Genomic DNA, 22176 nt, shown 5'->3' on the forward strand with positions numbered 1-22176 from the left:
GCCGTTATGAAACGAAGCGAGGACTCTAGCAGCGCCGACCACGGCGCCCGACCTGCCGGGTTTACTGAGTGAAGAGCCGTGCGGCGTGCAGACCCAGGCCCGTGGCCACCGAGGCAAAACGGTCGCCGCGCACATGCTGGGCTTGCGGGTAGTCGGCAGCGATTTTCTCGGCCAGGAAGCGCAGGCCGGTGGAGCCGCCGGTGAAGTAGAGCGCATTGATCTGATCGGGCCGCAGGCCAGCCTGGGCCACGGCCTCGCGGCCGGCTTGGACGATGCGGCCGATGTCAGCCTCCAGAGATTGCACCGCCACCGTTTCGCTCAGGGCGACCTCGAGGCCACTTTCGACCAGACCGAGGTCGATGACGGTGTCGCCACCGCCGGAGACGGCAATCTTGGCGCCCTCGGCACGGCCGGCGAGTTCGTGGCCGAGGTGATCCTCCACCACCGTCATCAGGCGCTGGTGGTGCTTGATATTGCCGTAGAAGCTGCGCATCTGGCGCAGCTCGGCCACGCGCTGCGGGCTGTAGACGGTGTTGATCAAGTGCCAGGTGGCCAGGTCGAAGTAAACGCCGCTGGGCACTTCGCGCGGCGGCGAGCCGGCGCGCTCGGGGCCGAAGCTGCGGTAGCCGAACTCACGCAGGATGCTGGCCAGCTCGATGTGGCGGTCGAAATCAGTGCCGGCGATGTGCACGCCGTGGTTGGCCAGGATGTCGTCGCGGCGGTCCAGGCGGTTCATGCGTTCGGGGCCGACGCGCACGACGGAAAAGTCGGAGGTACCGCCGCCGATGTCGGCGACCAGCACGATCTGTTCGCGGTCGATCTGGTGCTCGAAGTCAAAGGCCGCCGCGATGGGCTCGAACTGGAAATGCACCTCGTCGAAGCCGACCTTGTGGGCGGCCGCTTCCAGCGAGGCTTGCGCTGCGGCGTCGCGCGCCGGCTCGCCATCGACAAAGAAGACTGGCCGGCCCAGCACCAGTTTGTTCAGGGCACCGACGGCACCCGAAGCCTGCGCCGTGTTGCGCAAGCGCTTGAGGTAGCCGGCCAGGATGTCCGAGTACTTGACGCCACGGCCGCCGCCGACGTCGGTGGTCTGTTCGATCAGACCCGAGCCCAAGATGCTCTTCATCGAGCGCATCAAACGGCCGTCCGCCCCCTCCACATAGGCCGCCACTGCCGCACGGCCGAAGGCGCGCGGCGGGCCGTCGGCGTCATGCCGGCCTTCCACAAAGTAGAAAACCGCCGTGGGCATGGTGGTGTTCGCACCTTCCAACTCCACCAGGCGCATGCCCCCGCCCTCCTTGGGCACGGCAATCGCCGAGTTGGAGGTGCCAAAGTCAATGGCGCAGAAGGACGGGGCGGAAGCGTGGCTCATGGGAAAACGGCAGGAATGGGCCGAACGGCAGGGGGGCACGGATTGTACCGGCCCGCCTGCGGCACGCACGCCCAAGCTGCCTGGCTCAGAGGCCCGAACCGTAGAAGTTGAACTCCATGGGCGGGCGGCGTCCGGCCATCAGTTCGGCCAGGGCATGGCCGGAGCCGGCGCCATGGGTCCAGCCCAGGGTGCCGTGGCCGGCATTGAGCCAAAGATTGGCAGCCTTCTTGCTGCGGCCGATGTAGGGGATGTTGGTCGGCGTGCTCGGGCGCAAGCCGGTCCAATAGTTGGCTTCGCTGAGGTCGGCCACACCGGGGAAGAGCTCTTCGTAGCGCTTGACCAGGGCCTCGCAGCGGGTGCGCGAGGTTGGGCGGCTGAGGTCGCTGTCGAAGCCGCAGAGCTCGGCCGTGCCGGCGATGCGGATGCTGTCGCCCAGGCGCGAAATGGCGATCTTGCGGGTGTCGTCGAGCAGGCTGACGACGCTGGCCTGCTCCGGCTTCTTGAGCTTGAGCGTGGCCGAGTAGCCCTTGGCCGGGTAGATGTTGAGGAATTCGCCGAGGGGCTTCACCAGCGCGGGCGTGAAGGATCCCATAGCGGCGACAAAAGCGTCGGCGCGCAGCTCGCGCTTCTTGCCGCTGCGCACGTCGGCGATCTGCACCGCGTCGACCTGCTGGCCGCTGCGCGAGAGCTGCAGGATGTCGTGCTCGTACAGGAAAGTGGCGCCGCGCTGCTGACAGAGCTGGGCCAGCTTTTGCGTGAAGACCTTGGCGTCGCCCGATTCGTCGCTGGGCGTGAAGGTGCCGCCGTGGATGTTGCGGCCGAAGGCAACCAGGGCCGGCTCGATCTTCAGCACCTCATCGCGGCCCAACACGCGGCGGTCCACGCCGTGGCGACGCATGATCTCGGCACCGGCCGCGCCGGCTTCGAAATCGGCCTGCGAGGAGAAGAAGTGCAGGATGCCGCGCTCCAGACGCTCGTACTCGATGCCGGTCTGGCTGACCAGGGCCTTGAGCGACTCATGGCTGTAGCGGCCCAGCTGCACCAGCTGCTCGACATTGCGCTCGAAGGCGGCGTTGGTGCATTGGGTCAGAAAGCTCAGGCCCCAGATCCACTGCTTGGGGTCCAGACTGGGTCGGAACAGCAGGGGCGAGTCGTCGCGGAGCAGCCACTTGGCCACCTTGAAGGGTGCGCCGGCATTGGCCCAAGGTTCGCAGAAGCTGACCGAGATCTGCGCGCCATTGGCGAAGCTGGTTTCCAGCGCCGCATCGGGCTGGCGGTCCACCACGGTCACCTCATGGCCTTGCTCCAGCAGGTACCAAGCGGTGCTGATGCCGATGATGCCGGCTCCCAGGACGACGACTTTCATTGCGTGTACTCCACAAGTTCAAATTCAAACGCCAAGGGGACCCAGCAGCAGTTGTAATCCCAAGGCAAACATCAGCAAAGCGATCAGTGCGTCAATGCCGCGCCAAACCAACGGCCGGCGCAGGGGGCCGGCCGCCGCAGCTGCGCCAAAACCCAAAAGCGTGAACCACATCACGGATGCCAAGGAGGCGCCCGTCGCAAAGGCCCAACGCAAATCGGCCGGCTGCTGGTTGCCAAGCAGGCCCAGGAGCACCACGGTGTCCAGATAGACATGAGGGTTCAGGTAGGTCATGGCCAGCGCGCTGAGCAATGTGGCGGCCAAGCCGGCCGAACCGGCGGCGGCTTCGAGCGCGCCGGCGCCGCGCCAAGCACGACGGGCCGCCTGCACGCCGTACCAGAGCAGGAACAGGGCGCCGCCGTAGCGAAAGGCATTCATCAACCAGGCACTGGAGGCGATGGCGGCGCCGAGGCCGAAGACGCCGAGGCAGATCAACAACAGATCCGACAGCGCGCACAGGGCCACCACCGGCGCCACATGGTTTCTCAGCAAACCTTGGCGCAGCACCAAAGCGTTTTGCGCACCAATGGCCATGATCAAACTGGCTCCGCTGAGCCAGCCTTGGGTCATGGCGCCGAGGGCGCTGGGGCTGCTATCCATCATGGGTGGCGGATTGTCGGCAGAGTCCGTGCAAACCAGAAGCGTGATTCATATTTGTCGGCGTACATTAGCCAAACTTATGAAAGACCTGGATTCCGCCGGACTGGACTGCCTGGCTGCGCTGGCCGATGAGCGCAGCTTCGAGCGCGCCGCTCAGCGCTTGTCCATCACCCAGAGCGCCATCTCGCAACGCCTGCGCAGCCTGGAGGCGCAAGTCGGCCAGTTGCTGGTGGTGCGCTCACGGCCGCTGCGTCTGACCGAGCCCGGCAAGATCCTGCTGCGCTTTGCGCGCCAGCTGCAGGCACTGCGCACCGATGTGGCGCGCGAACTGGGCGCCCAGGTCGCGCCGAACGAACGCATTGCCATCGCCATCAACGCGGACAGCCTGGCCACCTGGGTGCTGCCGGCCCTGGACCCGGTGGTCCAGGCCGGTTTGCGCGAAGGCTATGGCTTGGAGCTGGTGGTGGACGACCAGGACTTCACCCATGATTGGTTGCGTCAAGGCGAGGTCTTGGGCTGCGTCAGCACGGTCAGCCAGGCGCTGCGAGGCTGCCTGGTGCAACCGCTGGGGGTGATGCGCTATGTCGCAGTGGCCAGCCCGGAATTCCTGAGGAGGCAACTGCCTGAGGGCCTGAACGAAGCCAACTTCGCCAGCACGCCCTTTCTGGTCTTCAACCGCAAGGACGACAGTCAAGTGCAGTGGGTGGCGAAAGCCTTTCAGGTGCAGGCGCCGCGGCTGCAGGAGCGCTATGTGCCGTCCAGCGAGGCTTATGTGCAGGCCGTCCGCATGGGCTGGGGTGTCGGCGTGGCGCCGGAGTTGCAGGTGCGGCCCTTGCTGCAGAGCGGTGCACTGGTGGTCCTGCGGCCGGAGTTGAGCGTGGATGTGACGCTGTACTGGCATCAGTGGAAGCTGATGTCGGATCTGGTGGCAGCGCCGGCGCGAGTGGCCTTGCTGGACCAAATCGGCCGGGCGCTGGCCCAGGGGGCGCGCGCGGCCTTGTCGATGTGATACGCGCTTATTCGGCCCGTGCCGAAGATGCAGCCGGCGCCACCGCGGCGGCCACCACCACATCAGCATTCACTTCCGCCTGGGCCAGGCGGCGGGTCGCGGGGCGGGTCTGATCCTGAACCGAGCTGGCTAGCACCACGGCGCTGCTCATGACCATACCGACCATGCTCAGAGCGAGCCACTTCATCAGAGATGCATTCATCGGGACTTCTTAGTTGGTGTTCGTGACGCAGTTGGCGTCTTGGATGGCATGAAGAATAGCCACAATGGTCTGGGCTGACCATCCATCCAAGGGGGGTACGAAGGGTTTTTCCCCTCACATCCTGGTAAGGATTTGTGAACGGGTAATTTTGCCACACCCCAAGACCGTGTCTTTTTACCAACTGCACGGCGAAGAGCACCCAGTTTGGGGATTCGCGAACTCGGCCCATCGCGCACACTGGTTTCGCACCATTTGATGCCCGCTTTACCTACCGATGTGCGAGGTTTGACATGCGATTCGCCCCAGCTTTGCGCTTCTTCCGCCGCAGCTCGCCCACCGCGCATGAGCAAGACCCGGCCGACCTCGGCACCGCCTTCGGCATGGAAGCCAGCCTGGAAGATGGCGACAGCTACCGCGCCAGCATCAGCGAGGTGGAACTGGAGTCGCAGCGCTCCCGCGCTGCGCTTGAATCACCGCTGGCTTGGCTGTCGGCCAAGCGCAGCTGAGGCGGTTTTCAGCGCACCAGCAGAACCGGCACGCTGCAATGGGCCATCACTTTGGTGGCCACTGAACCGAGCACCAAATTGCCGATCGCGCTGTGGCCATGCGAGCCCAGCATAAGCAGATCGAACTTGCCTTTGTCGGCCGCGCTGGCGATCACGTCAGCCGCCGGCCCCACTTTGTTGATGAACTCGGCGGGCAATTTCTGCTTGGCAAAAAAGCTGCGCAGAGTTTTCAGGACCTTCTCGCCTTCGTCGGCGTAGTAACCCTTCAGCAAGTCCTTGTCGAGCACGGCGGCCGCCCGAGCCGGAATGGCCGGCACCGCATGCAGCACGGTGTACTGGTGTGCACCACCCAGCCACTCATCGTGGGCCGCCAGATAGGCCAGCATGCGCTTGGTGTAACTGCTTCCATCAACGGCAACGAGAATCTTCATCGACCACACTCCTTGATAAGCCGGAAACACGTGCCCGGCGCCTGGCTTGGAGTCTGACACAGACGCAAGCCGGACCACTGACGAGGATCAAGTCCGCTCCGGGAACACCTCGATCAGCATATGGGGATCAAAGCCTGCCGGCTCACCTTTTCGACCATGTCCTCGTGCATTGCAGACCACACGCGTGTAGCCGCCGGCATGCTCGAAGCGATAGTCGTTCTGGCAGTGCAGATGGCCATGCAACCACAGACGTGCGCGCGGCAACAGGGCTTCGTCGTCATTGCAAAAACTGGCTGTGCCCGGCTGCTTGCCGTAGCGCGGGTCCGCGCTGCGCAAGCTGGGCGCGAAATGGGTGATGACTACGGTAGCGTCCCAGTCCGCGCCATGCTCAAGCTGGCTCAGCGCGCCCTCCAACCAGTGCAAGCAGTGCAGGGCCTGCTCACGCACGGCGGCAGCATCAAAGGAAGCGCCGCCACGGGTGGCGCCCATGACCCGCTGAAAGTAACTGCCGGCGCGCATGGCGCGTTCGCGCTGCCCCGGGCCGAAAGCGTCGAAATCGCTCCAGCGCGTGCTGCCCAGAAAGCGTACACGTCGCCCGGCTGCATCGCTGCGGATGCAGGCGCTGTCGTCCAGCAAGGTGAAGCCGAGTTCGTCCGACAATGCCTGCAGGCCCGAACGGGCCTGATCAAAGTCGCGCCCGTCGTATTCGTGATTGCCGGGCACAAACAAAACCGGCACGGGCCAGTCGCGAAAACGGCGCAAGCCGTCCCAGCGGCTGTCCACATCGCCTGCCAGCACCAGCAGGTCGGCGCCGGGCGCGGGCTCAGGGTCGAAGGACTCCGTCTCTAAATGGAGATCGGACAGCAGTTGCAGGCGCATCAGGGTTGCGCCAGCTCAGCAAAACCGCGCCACGCTCAGTTGGCGCCGTGGCACTGCTTGTACTTGCGGCCCGAGCCGCAGTGGCAAGGGTCATTGCGGCCGAGCTTGGGGCCTTCCCGACGCAGGGTTTCAACGTGGTAGCGCTGTTCTTCGGTCAGATCGCGCAGATCAGCCACGGTGACGATCAGTTCCTCGATCGCCTCGTCCAGATCCTTGAGCGGGTGCTCGCGGTCCAAGGTGGCGACCACTTCCTTCTCTTCGTCCGTTTCCGCGGGCAGATGGCGGTACAGGCGCGCCAGCGCGGCCATCACGGCATCGTCCGGCATATCGGCCAGATCGGGGAAGCACAAAGCGGCATGCTGGAAACCCGCCACCCAGGGCATCAGCGTGCGCGAAATCAAGCTCATGCCGGCATAGGTGGCCCGGGCCTGGGCGTCTTCCTCGCTGCCATCGGCCGGCGCCGGCGCTGCAGCTTCCACATCGCCTTCAGCAGGCTCATCCAGGTCGAGCACGACGGGATCAAACCAGCCGTCTTCCACCATAGCCTTGTTCAGGGCGGTGTAGCGGCGCTCAACGAGTTCACGGATACGGGCCAGCCAGGTCGCGTCGACTTCCTCGGGCAGCACGCCGCCGTCATAGTCGAAGATATTGGGCAGCCACTCCTCGATGTCGATCATGCGCGGCTGCACCAGCACGCCACACAAATAGCCGTCCAACATGGACGCGTCCAGGGCCTGCAGCGGTGCGGGCGTGGTGGCAAGAAGTTCGTCGAGTTCGGCGAACTCGGTGTCGGTCAGATCGATGCTCATGGTGCGATTGTCGCCGCAGTGGCTTCGTTCGCAAGCACTCCCACCGCCTGGGCTCGCCGAGCGGCCTCGATCACACGTTCACGGAGCCAACTCTCGGCACTGCGCCCTTCGCTCCGCAAATGCCAGAGCATGTCCACATGAACCCGCGACAAAGGCACCGGCAAGGGGCGCTCGATCAACTGACTGCGGTAGCCCGTGGCTTCGATGAAGCTGGCAGGCAGCACCGTCAGCAAGTCAGATTGAGCCACCACCCGCCCGGCTGTGAAGAACTGGTTGACCGTCAGCACGATGCGACGGCTGCGGTTCACGGCATTCAAGGCTTCATCGACAAAGCCATGGGGCCGCCCGGAAAAGCTGACCAACAGGTGGTGGGCCGAGCAGTAGGCATCGAGGTCCAAGGTCTGCTCCGCCAAGGGGTGGCCGCGGCGCATGACACAGACGTACTCGCTGTCGTAGAGCCGATGCTGGCGGATCACCGACTGGCCGCCCTGAGCGCGCAAGGCGGCCACGGCGCCAGGAAAGTAGCCCACGGCAATGTCCACCTCGCCTTGGTCGAGCAGGGCGCGCGGATCGCGTGTGGTCAAGGGCAGCACATGGACATTGGCCAAGGCGCGCGCCTGCTCCAGCTGCGCCACCAAAGGCGGCAAGAGCAAGGCCGCCGTGGCATCGGCCATGGCAATGCGAAAGGTGTGTTCCTCCTGCTCGGGCTGGAACTCCCCCGGCGCCAACAGCGATTGCAGACGCTGCAAGATCAGGCGCACCTCGGGCCACAAGCCTTCGGCCCGCGAGGTGGGTTTCATGCCGAAGGCCTGGCGGACAAACAGGTCCTCGCCCGTGGCCTCGCGCAAACGCTTGAGCGCGTGGCTGACAGCGGGTTGGGTCATGGCCAGACGCTGGGCCGCCCGGGTCAGGCTCTGTTCGGCCATCACAGCATCAAAGACTCGCAGCAAGTTCAGATCGAGATTGCGGAAGTTCACGGCGTTCACCCTGACTCAAGATATATTAATCGTTTATATCTTCAATTCCAACAATTCATTGGCAATCGCACTAGGGTTTACCCGACAATCACGCATCGGTTCAAAAAACCACCCAACAGGAATTGCCATGAGCATCGCGACCCAAACTTTCGGCCTCCCCGCACGTCAGAACCTGCGTCAAAACGTGCGACATGGCGGCACCTTCACCGCCATCGGCGCCCGCGTCTGGCTGCGCTTGATTGAATCCGTCAAGGCCCGTATGGCCGCAGCCGCCGAAGCCCGCGCCCAGCGCGAACTGCTGGCCCTGGCCGACTTTTACCAGGACAGCATGCCCACGTTTGCCGCTGAACTGCGCGCCGCCAACTGCCGCCGCTGAACCGGTTTAGGCAGCCTCGCGCTGCCTACGGACGTAAAAAAGCCCGCTTCTGCGGGCTTTTTGCTTTTCGAACAGGCCTTTGCTGCGATCGCGACAAAGGCCAACTCTGAGACCAATCACTCGGCGGCCAGGCGCGCTTCGATTTTGGCCTTGGTGGCGGGCAGCTCAGCCGGCAGGTGGTAGGCCAACTGCGCGAACAGCTCTTCATGCAGACCCAATTCGACGGCCCAGGCGGCCTTGTCGATGTGGGTGGTGATGTTGAACTGCTCCTGGCTGAAATCCAGGCCTTGCCAGTTGATGTCCTGGTAGCGCGGGGTGACACCGAAGGCATGCTTCTCACCTTGGCCCGTGCCTTCGACGCGGTCCAGCATCCACTTCAGCACGCGCATGTTTTCGCCGTAGCCGGGCCAGACGAACTTGCCGTCGGCGCCCTTGCGGAACCAGTTCACGCAGTAGATGGCCGGCAGCTTGGCGCCAGACGTCGCGCAAAGGGCATGCAACTTCTTGCCCATGTCCAGCCAATGCTGGAAGTAGTCGCTCATGTTGTAGCCCATGAAGGGCAGCATGGCGAAGGGGTCGCGGCGCACCACGCCTTGCTGGCCGGCAGCGGCTGCAGTGGTTTCCGAGCCCATGGTGGCGGCCATATAGACGCCTTCCACCCAGTCACGGGCTTCGGTCACCAGGGGAACGGTGGTCGAGCGGCGGCCACCGAAGATGAAGGCATCGATGGGCACGCCGGCCGGGTTGTCCCAATCGGCATCGAGCGCCGGATTGTTGATGGCCGAGACGGTGAAACGGGCGTTGGGATGGGCGGCCTTGGCGCCGGTTTCCTTGGCGATTGCCGGGGTCCAGTCCTTGCCTTGCCAGTCGATCAGGTGAGCCGGGGGGGTATCGGTCATGCCTTCCCACCAGACATCGCCGTCGTCGGTCAGGCCGACGTTGGTGAAGATCACGTTCTTGTTCAGGCTGGCCATGCAGTTGAAGTTGGTCAGCGTGTTGGTGCCGGGGGCGACACCGAAGTAACCGGCTTCGGGGTTGATGGCGTAGAGGCGACCATCGGCACCGGGCTTGATCCAGGCGATGTCGTCACCGATGGTGGTCACCTTCCATCCGTCAAACGCGGCCGGCGGGATCAGCATGGAGAAGTTGGTCTTGCCGCAGGCGCTGGGGAATGCGGCTGCGAAGTGGTACTTCTTGCCCGCAGGCGAGGTCACGCCCAGGATCAGCATGTGCTCGGCCAACCAGCCTGGGCTACCGGAGGGCCCCTGCGAGTCCGCGCGGCCCATGGTCGAGGCGATGCGCAAAGCAAAACACTTCTTGCCCAGCAAGGCGTTGCCGCCGTAGCCCGAACCGTAGGACCAGATTTCACGGGTTTCCGGGAAATGGACGATGTATTTGGTCTGGTTGCACGGCCACTTCACATCGGCCTGGCCCGCCTGCAGCGGCGCACCGACGGTGTGCACGCAAGGCACGAAGGTGCCGTCTTGGCCCAACACATCCAGCACGGCACGGCCCATGCGGGTCATGGTGCGCATGTTGACGGCAACGTAGGGGCTGTCGGACAGCTCGATGCCGATGTGGGCAATGGGCGAGCCGATCGGACCCATGCTGAAGGGCACGACGTAGAGGGTGCGGCCGGCCATGGCCCCCTTGAACAGAGCCTTGTCGCCGGTCTGCAGCCGGCTGCGCATCTCGGCGGGGTCCATCCAGTTGTTGGTCGGGCCGGCGTCTTCCTTCTTGGCCGAGCAGATGTAGGTGCGGTCTTCCACGCGCGCCACATCGCTGGGGTCGCTGCAAGCGAGGTAGCTGTTGGGGCGCAGAGCCGGGTTGAGTTTCTTGAAGGTACCGGCGGCGACCAGCTGGACGCACAGGCGGTCGTACTCTTCTTCAGAGCCGTCGCACCAGTACACATCCTTGGCCTGAGTCAGTGCGGCGACCTCGGCCACCCAAGCGATCAAGCGCTGGTGTTTGACATAGGCCGGCACATTCAGGCGCAGCCCTTCCATCACGGGTTGGTTCATAGCGTTCCCAATCAATATAAAAGCAGAATTGGGTCAAGCTCGTAAGCATGCACTCACTTGACAGGGAGTACACGCAGGTCGGGCCTGACCCAATGCCGCTGATGACCAAGCCCGCTGTGACGGTTCCGGCTCTCTCAGGCAAGGCTCACTCCGGTGGGAGCGGCGCGCTTTGATCGATGCAGTTTCCCGACCGGCTTACGGCGGGGAAGCAATTGTCACTCCAATGTAACGACGCCGTAACTCTGGGAGAACCCGCTGTTATGCATTTCCAGAATGAAGTCATGCCCGCGTCGGATTGCAGCGGCATTGCTCGATGGAGGCGCCAGATTTGTCACACTTCAGCCCATGAGCAAACTGATCAGCATCAATGTGGCGGCCGCCCAGACCTTGCGCTGCCTGGACGGGCAAGAGGTGCGCAGCGGCATCGCCAAGCGCCCCGTTCAGGGGCCGATCGCCTTGAACCCCATGGGACTGGCTGGCGATGAACAGGTCGACCTGAGCGTCCACGGCGGGCTCAGCAAGGCCGTCTACGCCTACCCTCAGGAGCACTACGCCTTCTGGCAGACCGTGCGCGCCCAGGCCGGCGCAGCTGCCTGGGGCGAAACGCTGCCACCGGGCAGCCTGGGCGAAAACCTGACACTGACGGGCTTGCTCGAAAGCCAGGTCTGGGTCGGCGATGTGCTGCGCTTCGCTGCAGCGGAACTGATCGTCAGCGAGCCGCGCCAGCCCTGTTTCAAATTCAACGCCGTCATGGGCTTCAACAAGGCCGCCAAGCTGATGAGCGAAAGCGGCTGGTGCGGCTTCTACCTGGCCGTCAAGACGGGCGGCTCCCTGCAGGCCGGCGAGAGCTTCGAGCTCCTGCCGGGGCCGAGGGATGTGTCGATACCGGAACTCTTCAGGGCGAGGATGAGACGCTGACCCTCAAGCTACACGGAGTAGCCAGCTCGCCTATTCCCCGGGCAAACACCCATCGCCAGTTCCAGGACAGCATCAAAGAATGCGGGCCATTCCAAACAACGATGGCCACAAGGCCCGGGAGGCAGGCAGGGATGGCAAGTTTCAAGCGACGCAAAGTTTTGCAAGGTCTGGTCGGGGTTGGCGCTGTCACGACCCTGCCCTCCTGGGGGCAGACCCCAGCGGCATCCAACCAGCCGCATCCACTGGAGGCCTTTGCCCGGCGGCCACTGATGCAGCAAGTGGCCATTTCCCCCAATGGTGAGCGCATTGCAGCCATCATCAACAACGGCAGCACCAGCACGCTCGTGACCCGGGCCTTCGCCGGGGGGCCGGTACAGACAGTCACATCGACCGACAACCTGGAATTCATCTTCCAGTGGTTCCGTTGGGTGAACAACGATCGACTGGTTCTCAGCCTGCGCTTCCCGGCCAAGCGCATGATCAATTTCGTGCAAAGTCAACCCACCATGGAGACACGCTTGGTCGCTGTCAATGCAGACGGCAGCCAGTTGGTCAACCTGGTCAAAGCCAAGGTCGGGAGCAATGAGCTGCGGTGGGTGAGCAACCAGGACCGGGTCATCGATTGGCTGCCCGAAGACGGCAAGCACATTCTGCTCCGCCTGCCCAATAGCGAGCGCAGCTACACACGGGTCATCTACAAGGTCAATGTGGACACGGGCGAGCGCAAATTCTATGCAGGAGGGCGCCCCGAAGCGATTGACTGGGTGACCGACAGCCAGCACCGGGCACGCGTCGCCATGACCATGAGCGAAGAGGGCGACTACACCATCTGGGTGTGTGACACCGACGGCAACAACTGGCGAATCCTGCGCAGTTTTGGTCCGCTTTCGCAGCGCTCGCTCGCGGTACTCGGCTTTGGTCTGGATCCCCATCAGCTCTACGTGCTTGCTGAGCACAAGGGCATGACCGCGGTTCAAGTGGTGGACCTACGGGACCCTAGTTTGGCTATGAACGTCAAGCTCAGTGATGAACGCTACGACCTTGATGGCAGCCTGATTCATGACCCCAAAGGTGAAGCCGTCGGCATCAACACCACGCGCCTGGGTGATTCCAGTATCTATTTTTGGGACCCTCGATACAAAGAATGGCAGAAGGCCATTGACGAGGCCTTGCCGCAACGGTTCAACCAAATCGGCAGCGTCAGTGCCAATGGTTTGCGCTATGTGCTTCGGTCCAGCAAAGTCGGACTCCCAGGCACGCTCTATTTGGGCGAGGAGGGAGACAACCCGAGCATCAAGACCTTGGCCCCGCTCTACCCAGAGCTCAATCTCCAGGCCCTGGCCTCAAAGCGACCGATTCAGTTCAAGGCGCGCGACGGCCTGACCCTGCACGGCTACCTGACCCTCCCCCATGGCAGCCAAAAAGACAAGGCCTTGCCCCTGGTGCTGTTTCCGCACGGCGGTCCGCAAGCCGACGACGGCCCGGAGTTTGACGAATGGGTGTCCTTCATGGCAGACCGCGGTTACGCCGTGCTGCAAGTCAATTTCAGAGGTTCCACCGGCTACGGGCGCGCCTTCATGGAAGCCGGTCTCCGTCGCTGGGGCCTCGAGATGCAGGATGACCTCAGCGACGCCGTCGCGGAATTCATCAAGCGAGGCATTGCAGACCCTGCCCGCGTAGCCATCGTTGGCGCCAGTTACGGCGGTTATGCGGCCTTGATGGGAGCGATCAAGACACCGTCGCTGTTCAAAGGAGCGTTTGCATTTGCTCCGGTGACCGATCTCGTCGAACTGACAGAAAACGAAGGCCAGGACTCCAGCAAGGAAGCCGTACGTCGGCAGATTGGTCATTACCGTGATGACCGAGAGCGCCTGCTTGCTACATCGCCCCGGCACCACGCTGACAAGATTCAAATCCCTGTTTACCTGATTCACGGCACCCATGATCGCCAGGCCGATTACCGCCACAGCGTTTTGATGGCGGAAGCGCTCAAGACCGCCGGCAAGCCCCATGAGTTTGTGACCCTGGAAAACGGCGACCACCAGCTGAGCCACTACCCCTACCGCCTGCGGCTGTTTGGCGACCTAGAAAAGTTCCTGACCAAGACCATCGGCCCTGGCCGCACCGTAAGCTGAAGTATCGGCAATAGAACGAGCCCCGCCTCAGCCCCCCAAAACCGGATAGTCCGTATACCCCTGCGCCCCGCCACCGTACATGGTGGCGCGCTCGGGGGTTTGCAGTTCGGCGTTGAGGCGCAGGCGGCGGACCAAATCGGGGTTGGAGATGAAGGGGCGGCCGAAGGCGACCAGGTCGGCGCGGCTTTCGGCCACGGCTTGCAGCGCCATCTCGCGGGTGTAGCCGTTGTTGACCATCCAGGGGCCGGCGAAGCGTTCGCGCATGGCGGCGTAGTCAAACGGCGCGTAGTCGCGCGCGCCGCCGGTCTGGCCTTCCACCACATGCAAGAAAGCCAGCTTGAGCGGCGCCAGCTGCTCGGCCACATGATTGAACAGCGTCTGGGCCTGGCTGTCGGGGCCAGCGTCATTGCTCGGTGTCACCGGGCTCAGGCGGAGGCCGGCGCGGCCGCTGCCGATGGCCTGGCTGACCGCCGTCATCACCTCGACAGTGAAGCGCGCACGATTGGCGATCGAACCGCCGTAGTCATCGCTGCGGTCGTTGATGCTGTCGCGCATGAACTGGTCGAGCAGATAGCCATTGGCACCGTGCACCTCGACCGCATCAAAGCCCGCCTCCATGGCGCAGCGGGCCGCGTGCGCAAACTGGGCCACCACGCCGGCGATTTCTTCGGTGCGCAGCGCACGCGGGGCGGAGTTGGGCAAAAAGCCCTCTTTCGTAAAGCTCTGGCCCGTGGCCGCGTGCGCGGTCGAAGACACGGGCGCCCGGCCTTCAGGCTGGAAACTGGTGTGGGATATGCGGCCCACATGCCAGAGCTGTGCAGCGATCTTGCCGCCTGCCGCATGCACCGCGTCGGTCACCCGCCTCCATCCCGCCACCTGCTCGGGCGTGTGGATGCCGGGCGTGTCGATATAACCCTGACCTTCAGCGCAGATCTGCGTACCCTCGCTGATGATGAGCCCGGCCGTGGCGCGCTGGCGGTAGTACTCGACCACCAGCTCTCCCGGCACCAAGCCAGGTGAGCGGCTGCGCGTCAGCGGCGCCATGACGATGCGGTTGGCCAGCGAAACATCGCCGATCTGGATGGGGTCGAAAAGATTGGGCATGAGCAGCAACAAAGATGCGCCGGAACGCGACAGAAGAACGATGGAACACCTTGAACCGCTCGCAGATTAACCCGCCCGGAGCTCAGCCCCGCGGCTGCAAGTGTTTGCGTCCTGTGGCATGGCCAGCTGGCGCCTGCTTAGATGGATAGACTCTGCCGCCATGCCTGCCGCCTCTGCTTTCATCAGCCCCCCCTTGCTCACACGGCGCCGCTGGCTGGCCGGCGCACTCGCCTGCAGCGGGGCTGCCGCCTGGGCGCAGCCCCGGCACGTGCTGCAGGTCGGCCCGCGCCGCGCGCTGCGCAGCCTCGCCGCCGCCGCGCAAGCCGCAGGCGACCACTGTCTGATCGAGGTAGATGCGGGCGAGTACCGGGCCGACGTGGCCCACTGGCCGCAGAACGGCCTCCATTTGCGCGCCGTGGGCGGCCGGGTGCAGCTCAAGGCTGAGGGCGCCCACACCATGGGCAAAGGCATCTTCGTCACCGCCGGCCAGGATCAGCGCATCGAAGGCTTTGACTTCAGCGGCGCCAGCGTGCCCGACGGCAATGGCGCCGGCATCCGCATGGACCGCGGCTCTTTGTATCTGCGCGACTGTCGCTTCCACGGCAACCAGATGGGCCTGCTCACCAACAACGAGGCCGACGCGCGCCTGCAGCTCGAAGACTGCGAGTTCGGCCCCATCCTGCCGGGCCAGCGCCACAACCACAACCTCTACGTCGGCCGCATCGCCGAGCTGCGCGTGATCGGCTGCCATCTGCACCACGGCCATTTCGGCCACCTGCTGAAAAGCCGCGCCGCCTTCACCCAGCTGCTCTACAGCTGCCTCAGCGACGAACCCGACGGCCGCGCCAGCTACGAGCTGGAGTTCCCCAACGGCGGCCGCGCCTGGGTGATGGGCAATCTGATCGTGCAAGGCGCGCAAACTGACAACCCGGCGCTGCTGGCCTACGGCGCCGAGGGCCAGGTCTGGCCCGAGAACGAGCTGAACCTGATCCACAACACCTTGATCGACCGGCGGCCATCGGGAGGAAAGTTTCTGCAGCTGAAGACGAACACCGGCCCGGCGCCGGTGCGCGTGCGCCTGCTCAACAATCTGCTGGCCGGCCCCAGCCGCCTCGAGCTCGCGCGCGACTGGGAAGCCTCCGGCAATGGCCACGCTTCTTGGGACGATTTCCTCAACGCGTCTGAGGGCGACTACCGCCTGCGCCCCGGCTCGCGCTGGCGGGGCCGGGCTGTAGCGGCCGGCATGGCCCAGGCCCCCGGCGGCCAGCGCCTGGCCCTGCGCCCCGAGCGCCAGTACCAGGCCCCGCACCACAGCCTAGCCCTTCCTGTCGCAGCCAGGGACCTGAGCCCCGGCGCCTTTCCGCTCGATTGATCACGCATTCCAGGCCCCGCCAAGCCCGGGGAAAACCCCTCGCGCGGGCCGCGCACGCTACAGTTCGCCCATGCTCGCCTATCGCCACGCCTTCCATGCCGGCAACCATGCCGATGTTCTCAAGCACCTGGTCCTGACCCAGGTGCTCCGCTATATGGCGGAAAAAGAGAAGCCCTACACCCTCGTTGACACCCATGCGGGTGCCGGCGGTTACTCGATCGAAGGCAAGTACGCGCAGAAGAAAGGCGAATACGTCCACGGCGTGTCCAAGCTCTGGGACGCCAAGGACCTGCCCGAACCCCTGGCCCGCTATATGGAGCCGATCCGCCTGTTCAACCCGGACGGCCAGCTGCGCCAGTACCCGGGCTCGCCGGCGATCGCCAACCTGCTGATGCGCGAGACCGACCGCCTGCGCGTCTACGAGCTGCACCCGACCGACTACCGCATCCTCGAAACCTACCTCGCCACCCGGCCCAACACCCAGGTCAGCGACAAAGACGGTTTCAGCGCCATCCGTGCCGAGCTGCCGCCACCCTCCCGCCGCTCGGTGGTGCTGATGGACCCGTCCTACGAGCTCAAAACCGATTACGCCAAGGTCGTCACTGCATTGCGCGAAGGTCTGGAGCGCTTTGCCGACGGCGTGTTCCTGATCTGGTACCCGCAGCTGCAGCTGCTCGAGGCTGCGCAGCTGGTCCAGCGCCTCAAGGCCGCCGCCGATGCCGGCGCCAAGAAGGGCTGGCTCCATGTGCGCCTGACCGTCGAGCAGCAAGGCGATGTGCGCGGCTTCGGCATGTTGGGCAGCGGCATGTTCGTGGTCAACCCGCCCTTCACCCTGCACGACGATCTGCAAGCCTGCATGCCCTATCTGGTCGACAAGCTGGGCCAGTACGACGGCGCCAACTTCGTGCTGGAGCAGCGCACGTCCTGAGCGCTCGAGCTCAATAGGCCACGGTGAAGCGTTCGCGGTGGTGCCGCGGCGCTTCCAGCTCATCCACCAAGGCCACGGCCAGGTCGGCCACGCTGATGCGTGACTGGCCCTGCGCATCGCTGAGCAGCTCTTCGCCGCCCAGGCGGTACTGGCCGCTGCGCTCGCCCGGCTCCAGTTGAATCGGCGGCGAAACAAAGGCCCAGTCCAGCTCCTGCTCGCCGCGCAGGCGGTTCAGCGCTTCGCGTGCCGCCAGGGCGCCGGCCTTCCACTCCGCCGGGAACTGGGGCGTGTCCACCAGCTGCACGCCGGGCGCCACGTAGAGGCTGCCCGCGCCGCCCACCACCAGCAGCCGCGCCACGCCGGCCTGCTTGACGCCGACCGTGATGGCGGCCGAGCCGCGCAGGAACTCCTCGAACAGCGCCGGGTGGCCCCAACCGGGGTTGTAGGCGCTCAGCACCGCGTCCACGCCCTGCACCGCCGCGGCCACGGCCTCGGCCTGGGTGGCATCGGCCTGATGCACCTCCAGCCCCGGCTGCGCGGCCAGCTTGGCCGGGTCGCGCAGCAGCGCTCGCACGCTGTGGCCGCGCGCCAGCAACTCTTTCAGCAGCGCCGAGCCCACGAAACCGGTGGCGCCAATCAATGCGATCTTCATAGTCAGTCCTTCAGTTCATATACCAGCCACAGCGGCCGGCGGGTTGCGATGGACTCAACTTTATGGACTTCACAATCAAGCCATAAGTCCTCAGAATCGCCTTGGACTCTTTAGAAAAACTTCATTTCATGCTGGACCAACTCAAGCGCATGGCCGTGCTGGCCACGGTGGTGGAGCAAGGCAGCTTTGTCGCCGCCGCGCGCCAGCTGCAGACCACCACCTCGGCCGTCAGCCAGCAGGTGCGGGCGCTCGAGCGCGATATGGGCGTCACGCTCTTGCACCGCAGCACCCGCAAGCTCAATCTGACTCCGGCGGGCGAGCTTTTTCACGCCGGCTGCGCCGCCATGCTCAGCGCGGCCCGCGGCGCGCAGCAGCAGCTGATCCAGCTGCGCGACGCGCCCGAGGGCGAGTTGCGTGTCGCCGCGCCGGTGGGCTTTGCCCGCCAGCTGGGCCCGGCCCTGACACCCTTGTTGCAAGCCCATCCGGGCCTGAGCCTGCATCTGGAGGTGGAAGACGGGCCCACCGATCTGGTCGACCGGCGCATCGATCTGGCCATCCGCTTCGGCCGCCTGCCCGACAGCAGCTGGGTGGCCCAGCGCATCGGCGAGAAAAGCATGGGGCTCTACGCCGCGCCTGCTTACCTGGCGCAGCGAGGCGTGCCAGCCAGCCTTGCCGATCTGGCCGATCGTGGCCACGACTGGCTGGCCCTGCGCAGCGGCACCGACCAGCCCCTCGCCCTGAGCCTGCGGCGAGGCGACGAAGCCCTGCAGCTGAACCTGCGGCCGCGCGCCAGCAGCAACAACCAGCTCAGCCTGCAGCAGCTCTGCGAAGCCGGGCTGGGCCTGGCCATGCTGGGCGGCGACGATGTCCACGCCTCGGTCCAGGCCGGCCAGCTGCTGCCCCTGCTGCCGGGCCTGCAACTGCCGCCCCTGCCCATCCATGCGCTGACGCCGCAGCGCGATGCCCAGCCGGCCAAGGTGCGCCACGCGATTGCCGCGCTGCGCGCCCAGCTGAGCCCCGCCCCACCGGGCTGACCCCGGGGGAAGCCGTCATGGTTTCGCGGTACGCTGCGCGTCTTGTCCGACCCACCAGCGACCATGAAGACAGCCCCTCCCCTCGGCCTCAGCGCCGCCGCCCTGGCGCGCAGCATTCCCTTTGCGCTCTTCATGGGCTTGCTGGCCTTGCGTGGCGCGCTGCCGGCCGGCGGAGCGCTGGACCCGCGCTGGGTCTACGGCCTGAGCGTGGCCATCGTCGGCGGCGCCCTGTTCTGGTTCTGGAAGGACTACGGCGAGCTGGCCCGCCAGAACCGCCCCAACGCCCGCCAGACGCTTTGGAGCGTGGGCATCGGCGTGGCCGTATTTGGCCTGTGGATCCACCTCGACGCGCCCTGGATGCAGCTGGGCGAGGCCACCGCCAGCTTTGTGCCGGTGAACGACCAAGGCCAGCTCGACTGGCCGCTGATCGTGCTGCGCTGGATCGGCGCGGCCCTGCTGGTGCCGGTGATGGAAGAGCTGTTCTGGCGCGGTTTTCTGATGCGCTGGATCGAAAGCCCCCAGTTCGAAACCGTGGACCCGCAGCGCGTCGGCCTCAAGGCCATCGCCCTGTCCACCTTTGTCTTCATGCTGGCCCACACCTTGTGGCTGGCCGCCATCGTCGCCGGCCTGGCCTATGCCTGGCTCTATGTGCGCACCGGCCGGCTCTGGTGCGCCGTGATCGCCCATGCCGTGACGAATGGCTTGCTGGGCATCTGGGTGGTCCATTCGGGGCAATGGCAGTTCTGGTGAGCCCCAGCGATGCCCTCCTTGACTGCTTGTCTGCCCGCCGCAAGACCTGACCCCCACGCCGGAACCGCCACCCATGTCCCAAGCCGATTCGACGCACAGCAGCCAATTCGCACTGCTGCGCCAGCGCCGCTTCGCGCCCTATTTCTGGGTGCAGTTCCTCAATGCCGGCAATGACAACCTCTTCAAGTTCCCGTTGATCATCCTGATCACCTACCAGCTGCAGCTGGACTGGTTGCCGGCCTCGCAGGCAGGGCTGTTGATCAACGCGCTCTTCATCCTGCCCTATGTGCTGTTCTCAGCCACCAGCGGGCAGCTGGCCGACAAGCTGGACAAGGCGCGGCTGATGCGCTGGGTCAAGTCGGTGGAGATCGCCATCATGGCCCTGGCCGCCTGGGGCTACTTCACGACCCAAGTGCCGGTGCTGCTGGCCTGCGTGCTCTTGATGGGCTTGCACTCCACCCTGTTCGGCCCGGTCAAATACGCCTACCTGCCGCAGCAGCTCAGCGAGCGCGAGCTGCTGGGCGGCAACGGCATGGTCGAGATGGGCACTTTTGTCGCCATCCTGCTGGGCCAAGTGCTGGGCGGCCTCTTGATCGCCATGCCTGGCGTGGGCGCGCAGTACGTGGCCATCGCCTGCCTGCTGACCGCCGTGCTCGGCCGCTGGCTGGCGCACTACATCCCCGCCTCGCCGCCCACCGACCCCGGCCTCACCATCAACTGGAACCCCTTCACCGAGACCTGGCGCAACCTCAAGCTGGCACGTGAAGAGCCTGTGGTGTTCCGCTCCCTGCTGGGCATCTCCTGGATGTGGTTCTTCGGCGCGGTCTACCTGAGCAACTTCCCGGCCTTTGCCAAAGAGGTGCTGCATGGCGACGCGCAGGTGGCCACCGCCTTGCTGGTGATGTTCTCGGTCGGCATCGGCATCGGCTCCCTGCTTTGTGAGCTGCTCTCGCGCCGCGCGGTCGAGATCGGCCTGGTGCCGGTCGGCGCCATCGGCATGACGCTGTTCTCGGTGGACCTGTACTTCGCCTCGCGCGGCCTGCCGGCCAAGGCGACGCTGGAAGGCCTGTCGGTCTTCTTCTCCCAGCCCGCGCATTGGCGGGTGATGGCCGATCTGGGCCTGCTGGCCCTGTTCACCGGCCTCTACAGCGTGCCCATGTACGCGCTGATCCAGCTGCGCTCCCAGCCGGCCTACCGCGCCCGCATCATCGCCGCCAACAACATCCTCAACGCCCTGTTCATGATCGCCAGCTCCCTGGGCGCCGGCCTGCTGCTCAGCGCCGCCGGCTTCAGCATCCCCGAGCTCTTCCTGGCCGTGGGCCTGGCCAATCTGGCCGTCAGCCTCTACGTCTTCATCCGCGTGCCGGAGTATCTGCAGCGCTTTGCTGCCCTGCTGCGCGGGGCCTAGGCCTCAGCATTCAATCGAATTGAAGCCTGACTTCAAGCCAGCGCACCGACTTCGGGCCTGAGGCACCCTACAGTGCGGCTCACCCCCCACCGCACCGGAGCCGCACCATGAGCCACGTCAGCAGCCAGGTCCTCGACCAAGCATTCCGCCAAGCCCGCACTTTCAACAAGTTTCAAGACCAGCCGGTCAGCGATGCCGTGCTGCAGCAGATCGTCGAGTTGGCCCAGTGGGGCCCCACGGCCATGAACGGCCAGCCGGTACGCTATGTCTTCGTGCGCAGCCCCGAGGCCAAGCAGCGCCTGGCGCCGGCCATGGCGGCGGGCAATCTGGCCAAGACCTTGGCCGCACCGGTGACCGTGATCGTGGCCGCCGACAGCCAGTTCTTTGAGCACCTCCCGACCCAGTTCCCGGCCGTGCCCGGCGCGCGCGACTCCTTCGTCGGCAACCCCGCCATGGCCGCCAGCACCGCCAGCCGCGACTCGCATCTGCAAGGCGCCTACTTCATCATCGCCGCCCGTCTGCTGGGCCTGGACTGCGGCCCCATGGGCGGCTTCGACGCCGCCAAGGTCAACGCCGAGTTCTTCCCCGACGGCCGTTTTCAGTCGCAGTTCCTGATCAACCTCGGCTACGGCGACCCGGCCGGCAACTACCCGCGCGGCCCGCGCCTGGGCTTCGACCAGGTCGCGCAAATTCTCTGATCGGAACGCTCGCTCAGGCCTGGCGAAAGCGGCGCCACTGCAGGCGCAGCAGCCTGCGCATCGCCCGGGCCTGGCGCCAGACCCAACTGGCGTGCAGCCAGCCCAGGAGCCCGGCCTTCCACAAGCTCCAGCGCTGGTAGCCGCGGGCGAACCAGGCCAGCTGCATCAGCGCCGGTCGGGTCAGGCTGAACAAGCGCGCGAGCACGGCCGTGCCCAGCAGCTTGGCCAGCACGATGAGGATCAGCCCCAGGCCGGCACGGCCGCTGCCGATCAGCCACAGCGCGCCGATCTTGACCGGCAGCAGCGCCAGCGCCGGCAGCAGCAGCACGGCCAGCGCGCCATAGGCCGGCAGCCGGCCTATGGCCGCTTCCAGGCGCCGCAGTGGCGGCCATTGCGCCAGGCGCGCGAGTTGCCGGGCCAGCGGCTCCCAACCCCATTCCTCGAACAGGATCAGCAGCGCCAGCAGCAGGCGGATCACGCCGCGCAGCGGCAGCCACAAGAATCGCAGCGGCAAGAACTTCATGAGGAGGCCATCATGGCCCAGCGCTGCAGGCGCTCACCGTGCCAAAGGA

General features: G+C 65.4%; 22 protein-coding genes and 1 pseudogene. 11 read left to right on the forward strand and 12 right to left on the reverse strand.

Going from position 1 to position 22176, the window contains the following annotated elements; all coding sequences use genetic code 11:
* Window positions 1–61 precede the first annotated feature (61 nt).
* The 3 genes from LNV23_RS04905 to LNV23_RS04915 form a co-directional block, all read right to left on the reverse strand.
* Complete coding sequence (locus LNV23_RS04905; RefSeq protein ID WP_263561943.1) at window positions 62–1372, reverse strand: Hsp70 family protein; 1311 nt, start codon at window positions 1370–1372, stop codon at window positions 62–64.
* 85 nt (window positions 1373–1457) lie between these two features.
* Window positions 1458–2738, reverse strand: a complete 1281-nt coding sequence (locus tag LNV23_RS04910) for a D-amino acid dehydrogenase (protein ID WP_263561944.1) — start codon at window positions 2736–2738, stop codon at window positions 1458–1460.
* Window positions 2739–2762: 24 nt separating this feature from the next.
* Window positions 2763–3398: a LysE/ArgO family amino acid transporter gene (locus tag LNV23_RS04915; RefSeq protein ID WP_411910539.1), complete on the reverse strand. Its 636-nt coding sequence runs from the start codon at window positions 3396–3398 to the stop codon at window positions 2763–2765.
* A 76-nt stretch (window positions 3399–3474) separates the two neighbouring features.
* On the opposite strand from LNV23_RS04915, the gene LNV23_RS04920 reads away from it, so the two are divergent.
* A complete protein-coding gene (locus LNV23_RS04920; RefSeq protein ID WP_263561945.1) occupies window positions 3475–4404 on the forward strand; it encodes a LysR family transcriptional regulator ArgP in 930 nt (309 codons plus the stop codon).
* 7 nt (window positions 4405–4411) lie between these two features.
* Here LNV23_RS04920 and LNV23_RS04925 read toward each other — a convergent pair whose 3' ends face one another.
* On the reverse strand, window positions 4412–4606 hold the full coding sequence (locus LNV23_RS04925; protein WP_263561946.1) for a hypothetical protein: 195 nt from the start codon (window positions 4604–4606) through the stop codon (window positions 4412–4414).
* A gap of 290 nt (window positions 4607–4896) precedes the next feature.
* On the opposite strand from LNV23_RS04925, the gene LNV23_RS04930 reads away from it, so the two are divergent.
* A complete protein-coding gene (locus LNV23_RS04930; protein ID WP_263561947.1) occupies window positions 4897–5112 on the forward strand; it encodes a hypothetical protein in 216 nt (71 codons plus the stop codon).
* An 8-nt stretch (window positions 5113–5120) separates the two neighbouring features.
* On the opposite strand, the gene LNV23_RS04935 is transcribed toward LNV23_RS04930, so the two are convergent.
* From LNV23_RS04935 to LNV23_RS04950, 4 genes are all read right to left on the reverse strand, one after another.
* Entirely contained in the window at window positions 5121–5543 is a 423-nt protein-coding gene (locus tag LNV23_RS04935) for a universal stress protein (protein WP_263561948.1), read from the reverse strand.
* 87 nt (window positions 5544–5630) lie between these two features.
* Window positions 5631–6422 carry a metallophosphoesterase gene (locus LNV23_RS04940; RefSeq protein WP_263561949.1) on the reverse strand — a complete coding sequence of 264 codons (792 nt, stop codon included), beginning with the start codon at window positions 6420–6422 and terminating at the stop codon, window positions 5631–5633.
* Between the two features lie 35 nt (window positions 6423–6457).
* Complete coding sequence (locus LNV23_RS04945) at window positions 6458–7231, reverse strand: UPF0149 family protein (RefSeq protein WP_263561950.1); 774 nt, start codon at window positions 7229–7231, stop codon at window positions 6458–6460.
* Complete coding sequence (locus tag LNV23_RS04950) at window positions 7228–8208, reverse strand: LysR family transcriptional regulator (RefSeq protein ID WP_263561951.1); 981 nt, start codon at window positions 8206–8208, stop codon at window positions 7228–7230. The genes LNV23_RS04945 and LNV23_RS04950 overlap by 4 nt, the downstream gene beginning before the upstream one ends.
* A gap of 127 nt (window positions 8209–8335) precedes the next feature.
* Between LNV23_RS04950 and LNV23_RS04955 the strand changes: the two genes are divergently transcribed.
* The gene (locus LNV23_RS04955; protein ID WP_102769034.1) at window positions 8336–8584 is read left to right on the forward strand and encodes a hypothetical protein; all 249 of its coding nucleotides are present in this window, start codon (window positions 8336–8338) and stop codon (window positions 8582–8584) included.
* Between the two features lie 116 nt (window positions 8585–8700).
* On the opposite strand, the gene LNV23_RS04960 is transcribed toward LNV23_RS04955, so the two are convergent.
* Entirely contained in the window at window positions 8701–10605 is a 1905-nt protein-coding gene (locus tag LNV23_RS04960) for a phosphoenolpyruvate carboxykinase (GTP) (RefSeq protein WP_263561952.1), read from the reverse strand.
* 345 nt (window positions 10606–10950) lie between these two features.
* On the opposite strand from LNV23_RS04960, the gene LNV23_RS04965 reads away from it, so the two are divergent.
* The gene (locus LNV23_RS04965; protein ID WP_263561953.1) at window positions 10951–11523 is read left to right on the forward strand and encodes an MOSC domain-containing protein; all 573 of its coding nucleotides are present in this window, start codon (window positions 10951–10953) and stop codon (window positions 11521–11523) included.
* A 269-nt stretch (window positions 11524–11792) separates the two neighbouring features.
* Window positions 11793–13658: a S9 family peptidase gene (locus LNV23_RS04970; protein ID WP_263561954.1), complete on the forward strand. Its 1866-nt coding sequence runs from the start codon at window positions 11793–11795 to the stop codon at window positions 13656–13658.
* A 27-nt stretch (window positions 13659–13685) separates the two neighbouring features.
* Here LNV23_RS04970 and LNV23_RS04975 read toward each other — a convergent pair whose 3' ends face one another.
* Window positions 13686–14762, reverse strand: a complete 1077-nt coding sequence (locus LNV23_RS04975) for an alkene reductase (protein WP_263561955.1) — start codon at window positions 14760–14762, stop codon at window positions 13686–13688.
* Between the two features lie 160 nt (window positions 14763–14922).
* On the opposite strand from LNV23_RS04975, the gene LNV23_RS04980 reads away from it, so the two are divergent.
* Both LNV23_RS04980 and LNV23_RS04985 read left to right on the forward strand, forming a co-directional pair.
* On the forward strand, window positions 14923–16134 hold the full coding sequence (locus LNV23_RS04980; protein ID WP_263561956.1) for a hypothetical protein: 1212 nt from the start codon (window positions 14923–14925) through the stop codon (window positions 16132–16134).
* A gap of 70 nt (window positions 16135–16204) precedes the next feature.
* On the forward strand, window positions 16205–17062 hold the full coding sequence (locus LNV23_RS04985) for a 23S rRNA (adenine(2030)-N(6))-methyltransferase RlmJ (RefSeq protein ID WP_263518052.1): 858 nt from the start codon (window positions 16205–16207) through the stop codon (window positions 17060–17062).
* Between the two features lie 10 nt (window positions 17063–17072).
* On the opposite strand, the gene LNV23_RS04990 is transcribed toward LNV23_RS04985, so the two are convergent.
* Window positions 17073–17714 (reverse strand): NAD(P)-dependent oxidoreductase, encoded by a 642-nt coding sequence (locus LNV23_RS04990; RefSeq protein ID WP_263561957.1) that lies wholly within the window; start codon window positions 17712–17714, stop codon window positions 17073–17075.
* A 131-nt stretch (window positions 17715–17845) separates the two neighbouring features.
* Here LNV23_RS04990 and LNV23_RS04995 point away from each other — a divergent pair, with 131 nt between their 5' ends.
* The 4 genes and pseudogenes from LNV23_RS04995 (at window position 17846) to LNV23_RS05010 (ending at window position 21604) form a co-directional block, all read left to right on the forward strand.
* Window positions 17846–18748, forward strand: a complete 903-nt coding sequence (locus LNV23_RS04995; protein WP_263562269.1) for a LysR family transcriptional regulator — start codon at window positions 17846–17848, stop codon at window positions 18746–18748.
* 63 nt (window positions 18749–18811) lie between these two features.
* Entirely contained in the window at window positions 18812–19498 is a 687-nt protein-coding gene (locus LNV23_RS05000; RefSeq protein ID WP_263518054.1) for a CAAX prenyl protease-related protein, read from the forward strand.
* Window positions 19499–19571: 73 nt separating this feature from the next.
* Window positions 19572–20888: pseudogene (locus LNV23_RS05005) on the forward strand (MFS transporter); the annotation flags it as partial.
* A 125-nt stretch (window positions 20889–21013) separates the two neighbouring features.
* A complete protein-coding gene (locus LNV23_RS05010; protein WP_263561958.1) occupies window positions 21014–21604 on the forward strand; it encodes a malonic semialdehyde reductase in 591 nt (196 codons plus the stop codon).
* A 13-nt stretch (window positions 21605–21617) separates the two neighbouring features.
* Here LNV23_RS05010 and LNV23_RS05015 read toward each other — a convergent pair whose 3' ends face one another.
* On the reverse strand, window positions 21618–22127 hold the full coding sequence (locus tag LNV23_RS05015; RefSeq protein WP_263561959.1) for a hypothetical protein: 510 nt from the start codon (window positions 22125–22127) through the stop codon (window positions 21618–21620).
* Window positions 22128–22176 lie beyond the last annotated feature (49 nt).

Source organism: Kinneretia sp. DJ1R-11 (genome assembly GCF_025717595.1).
Taxonomy (GTDB): domain Bacteria; phylum Pseudomonadota; class Gammaproteobacteria; order Burkholderiales; family Burkholderiaceae_C; genus Paucibacter_A.